Origin of the sequence: Nocardioides sp. (genome assembly GCF_041600255.1) — a bacterium.
Classification (GTDB): Bacteria; Actinomycetota; Actinomycetes; order Propionibacteriales; family Nocardioidaceae; genus Nocardioides.
Map to the genome: position 1 here is coordinate 1 of NZ_JBFIKK010000192.1, position 4,455 is coordinate 4,455.

Sequence of the window (4,455 nt, forward strand, 5' to 3'; positions counted from 1 at the left end):
CTCAGACCCCCCAGACCCCTCAGACCCCTCAGACCCATCGTCACGCCCGCCGGCGTCCACCCCACAACTTTCGTTACCAAAGGTAATGACCTAGACTAACGACCATGCCCACCGTCGAGAACGCCGCCAGCACCGACCAAGGGCTGGCCGCGGAGCTCCGCGTCGCGGTCATGCGTCTGCGCCGTCGCCTGGCCGTCGAGCGGCACCCCGACAACGAGCTCTCCCTCGCCACCATGGCCGTGCTCGGCGCCCTGCATCGCAGCGGCGAGCTGAGCATCGGCGAGCTGGCCGCCCACGAGCGGGTCCGCCCGCCGAGCATGACCCGAACCGTCAAGTGCCTCGAGGAGGCCGGCTACGTCTCCCGTCGCGCCCACGAGACCGACGGCCGCCAGGTCCTCGTCACCGTGACCGACGCCGGGCGCGCCACCCTGCTCGCCGACCGCGAGCGCCGCGACGTCTGGCTCTCCGACCGCCTGGCCGACCTCACCCCCCACGAGCGCCAGGTGCTCCACGAGGCCGCCCCCATCCTCGATCGACTCTCCCAGGAGGACTGACTCCACTGAACGACTTCCACCCGCCGGGGGTCTCCGCATGAGCCCCACCTTCCGCTCCCTCGCCAACCCCAACTACCGCCGGTACGCCGCCGGCGGCCTGGTGTCGAACATCGGCACCTGGATGCAGCGCGTCGCCCAGGACTGGCTGGTGCTCCAGCTCACCGCCAACAGCGGCACCGCGATCGGGATCACCACCGGGCTGCAGTTCCTCCCCTTCCTCCTGCTCTCGCCGTTCGCCGGCGTGATCGCCGACCGGATGCCCAAGCGGCGCCTGCTGCAGCTGACCAACCTCGGCATGGCCGTCCCGGCCCTCGTCCTCGGCGTGCTGGCCGTCACCGGCACCGCCCAGACCTGGCACGTCTACGTCCTGGCCCTCGTCCTCGGTGTCGCGGCCGCCTTCGATGCTCCCGCCCGGCAGTCCTTCGTCTCCGAGCTGGTCGACGCCGACGACCTCACCAACGCGGTCGGCCTCAACTCCGCCAGCTTCAACGCAGCCCGGATCATCGGCCCCGCCATCGCCGGCGTCCTGATCGCCGTGCTGGGGGGAGGGGTGGTCGCCACCGGCTGGGTGATCCTGCTCAACGCGGTCAGCTACGCCGCCCCGATCCTCACCCTGCGCGCCCTCGACGGCGCCCGACTGGACTCGCCGGCCCTGGTCAAGCGCAGTCCCGGGCAGATCCGGGCCGGCGTCGACTACGTGCGCCGCCGCCCCGACCTGATGCTGATCCTCGGGATCGTCTTCTTCACCGGCACCTTCGGGCTCAACTTCCAGATGACCTCCGCCCTGATGGCCACCGACGTCTTCGACAAGGGCCCGGCCGAGTACGGCCTGCTCGGCACCTTCATGGCGGTCGGCTCGCTGACCGGCTCCCTGGTCGCCGCCCGGCGCCCGCGGGTACGGCACCGGATGGTGGTCGGCGCCGCGATGCTCTTCGGGGCGCTCGAGATGGTCGCCGGGCTCGCCCCCAGCTACCTCGTCTTCGCCCTGCTCTGCCCCCTGCTCGGCCTGGCCGCGCTGACCATGATCACCAGCGCCAACGCCTTCATCCAGCTGCACACCGAGCCGCTGATGCGCGGCCGGGTGATGGCCCTCTACATGATGATCTTCATCGGCGGCACTCCCGCCGGGGCGCCGTTCATCGGCTGGATCGGCGAACAGTACGGCGCCCGCTGGACCCTGCTGCTCGGCGGCGCCCTCACCATGGCCGGTACGGCGCTCGCCAGCGCCCTGTTCCTGCGGGGTCGGCGCGTTTTGACCCCCGATCAGGGACGGAGTAATCTCGTTCCTCGTGTCTGGGACAACCAGACCGTTGCGCGTGCCCAGAAGGTCTCCGAGTAGTTCACCGCCCCACATCCGGCGGTGCAGCGGGGTCGGGCGCACACACCAACAGGCACAGATTGAGCAGCATCATCGTGCCCGGCAGAGCGCTGGGTACTGACTAGAGGAAACGAAGGGGAACCACCAGGTGCCCACGATTAACCAGCTGGTCCGCAAGGGCCGCCAGGACAAGGTGTCCAAGAGCAAGACGCCTGCCCTCAAGGGTTCGCCCCAGCGCCGCGGTGTCTGCACCCGCGTCTATACGACCACCCCGAAGAAGCCGAACTCCGCCCTGCGCAAGGTTGCCCGCGTGCGCCTGTCCAGCGGCGTCGAGGTCACGGCCTACATCCCCGGTGTCGGTCACAACCTCCAGGAGCACTCCATCGTGCTCGTCCGTGGAGGCCGAGTGAAGGACCTTCCCGGTGTTCGCTACAAGATCATCCGCGGCACGCTCGACACGCAGGGCGTGAAGAACCGCAAGCAGGCTCGCAGCCTGTACGGCGCCAAGAAGGAGAAGAGCTGATATGCCGCGCAAGGGTCCCGCTCCCAAGCGGCCTATCGACATCGACCCCGTCTACGGGTCGCAGCTGGTCTCCCAGTTGGTGTCCAAGGTCCTGATGGACGGCAAGAAGCAGGTTGCACAGCGCATCGTCTACACCGCGCTCGAGGGCTGCCGCGAGAAGACCGGCAACGACCCGGTCATCACGCTCAAGCGCGCGCTCGACAACGTGAAGCCGGCCCTGGAGGTCAAGTCCCGCCGTGTCGGTGGCGCGACCTACCAGGTCCCGATCGAGGTCAAGGGCACCCGTGGCACCACGCTGGCGCTGCGCTGGCTCGTGGGCTACGCCCAGGACCGTCGTGAGAAGACGATGGCCGAGCGCCTCCAGAACGAGATCCTCGACGCCTCCAACGGCCTCGGTGCCGCTGTGAAGAAGCGCGAGGACACCCACAAGATGGCCGAGTCCAACAAGGCCTTCGCGCACTACCGCTGGTGACCATGAGCGGGAGCGGCACTCGCCGCTCCCGCCCCCACCACACTTTTCCGACTTCTTTCAAGGGACGCTGACAAACGTGGCAGTCGACATCACCACGGACCTGAACAAGGTCCGCAACATCGGCATCATGGCGCACATCGACGCCGGCAAGACCACCACCACCGAGCGGATCCTGTTCTACACCGGTATCTCGTACAAGATCGGTGAGGTCCACGACGGTGCAGCTGTCATGGACTGGATGGAGCAGGAGCAGGAGCGCGGCATCACGATCACGTCGGCCGCGACGACCTGCTGGTGGAAGGACCACCAGATCAACATCATCGACACCCCCGGGCACGTCGACTTCACCGCCGAGGTCGAGCGCTCGCTGCGCGTCCTCGACGGCGCCGTCGCGGTGTTCGACGGTGTCGCCGGTGTCGAGCCGCAGACGATGACCGTGTGGCGCCAGGCGAACAAGTACTCCGTTCCGCGGATGTGCTTCGTCAACAAGCTCGACCGCACCGGTGCGGACTTCTTCCGCTGCGTCGACATGATGGTCGACCGCCTCAACTCGACCCCGCTGGTCCTGCAGCTCCCGATCGGCGCCGAGAGCGACTTCCTCGGTGTCGTCGACCTCGTCGGCATGCGTGCCCTGACCTGGCGTGGCGAGACCACGATGGGTGAGGACTACGAGATCGAGGAGATCCCGGCCGAGCTGGCCGAGCAGGCCGCCGAGTACCGCGAGAAGCTGCTCGAGACCCTCTCCGAGGCGGACGACGCCATCATGGAGAAGTACCTCGAGGAGGGCGAGTTCAGCGTCGAGGAGCTCGAGGCCGCGATCCGTCGCGCCACCCTCGCCGACAAGCTCAACCCGGTCCTGTGCGGCACCGCGTTCAAGAACAAGGGCGTCCAGCCCCTGCTCGACGCGGTCGTCAAGTACCTGCCCTCGCCGCTCGACATCGAGGGCATCGTGGGTCACTCGACCAAGGACGAGTCGGTCGAGATCATCCGCAAGCCTTCCGACGACGAGCCGTTCTCCGGCCTCGCCTACAAGATCGCCTCGGACCCGCACCTCGGCAAGCTGATCTACGTCCGCGTCTACTCCGGCAAGCTCGAGGCCGGTTCGACCGTGGTCAACTCGGTCAACGGCCGCAAGGAGCGGATCGGCAAGGTCTACCAGATGCACGCGAACAAGCGTGAGGAGATCGCGTCGGTCGGCGCCGGCCAGATCGTGGCGGTGATGGGTCTGAAGGACACCAAGACCGGTCACACGCTCTGCGACCCGCAGAACCAGGTCATCCTCGAGTCGATGACGTTCCCGGCCCCGGTGATCGAGGTCGCCATCGAGCCGAAGACCAAGAGCGACCAGGAGAAGCTCGGCACCGCGATCCAGCGGCTCTCCGACGAGGACCCCACGTTCACGGTCAAGGCCGACGAGGAGACCGGGCAGACGATCATCGCCGGCATGGGCGAGCTCCACCTCGAGATCCTCGTGGACCGCATGTTCCGCGAGTTCAAGGTCGAGGCGAACGTCGGCAAGCCGCAGGTCGCCTACCGCGAGACCATCACCAGGTCCGTCGAGTCCGAGGGCAAGTACGTCCGGCAGACC

At 67.8% G+C, this 4,455-nt stretch carries 5 protein-coding genes; all 5 read left to right on the forward strand.

The features are described 5' to 3' along the window. Window positions 1-104 precede the first annotated feature (104 nt). The gene (locus ABZE72_RS15895) at window positions 105-554 is read left to right on the forward strand and encodes a MarR family winged helix-turn-helix transcriptional regulator (RefSeq protein ID WP_372730011.1); all 450 of its coding nucleotides are present in this window, start codon (window positions 105-107) and stop codon (window positions 552-554) included. 37 nt (window positions 555-591) lie between these two features. Then, window positions 592-1,893, forward strand: a complete 1,302-nt coding sequence (locus ABZE72_RS15900) for an MFS transporter (protein ID WP_372730012.1) — start codon at window positions 592-594, stop codon at window positions 1,891-1,893. A gap of 127 nt (window positions 1,894-2,020) precedes the next feature. Further along, the gene (rpsL, locus tag ABZE72_RS15905; RefSeq protein WP_372730013.1) at window positions 2,021-2,395 is read left to right on the forward strand and encodes a 30S ribosomal protein S12; all 375 of its coding nucleotides are present in this window, start codon (window positions 2,021-2,023) and stop codon (window positions 2,393-2,395) included. Window position 2,396: 1 nt separating this feature from the next. Continuing rightward, window positions 2,397-2,867 carry a 30S ribosomal protein S7 gene (rpsG, locus tag ABZE72_RS15910; protein ID WP_372730014.1) on the forward strand — a complete coding sequence of 157 codons (471 nt, stop codon included), beginning with the start codon at window positions 2,397-2,399 and terminating at the stop codon, window positions 2,865-2,867. A gap of 76 nt (window positions 2,868-2,943) precedes the next feature. Further along, a partial coding sequence (gene fusA / locus ABZE72_RS15915; RefSeq protein WP_372730015.1) for an elongation factor G occupies window positions 2,944-4,455 on the forward strand: 1,512 nt, incomplete at its 3' end.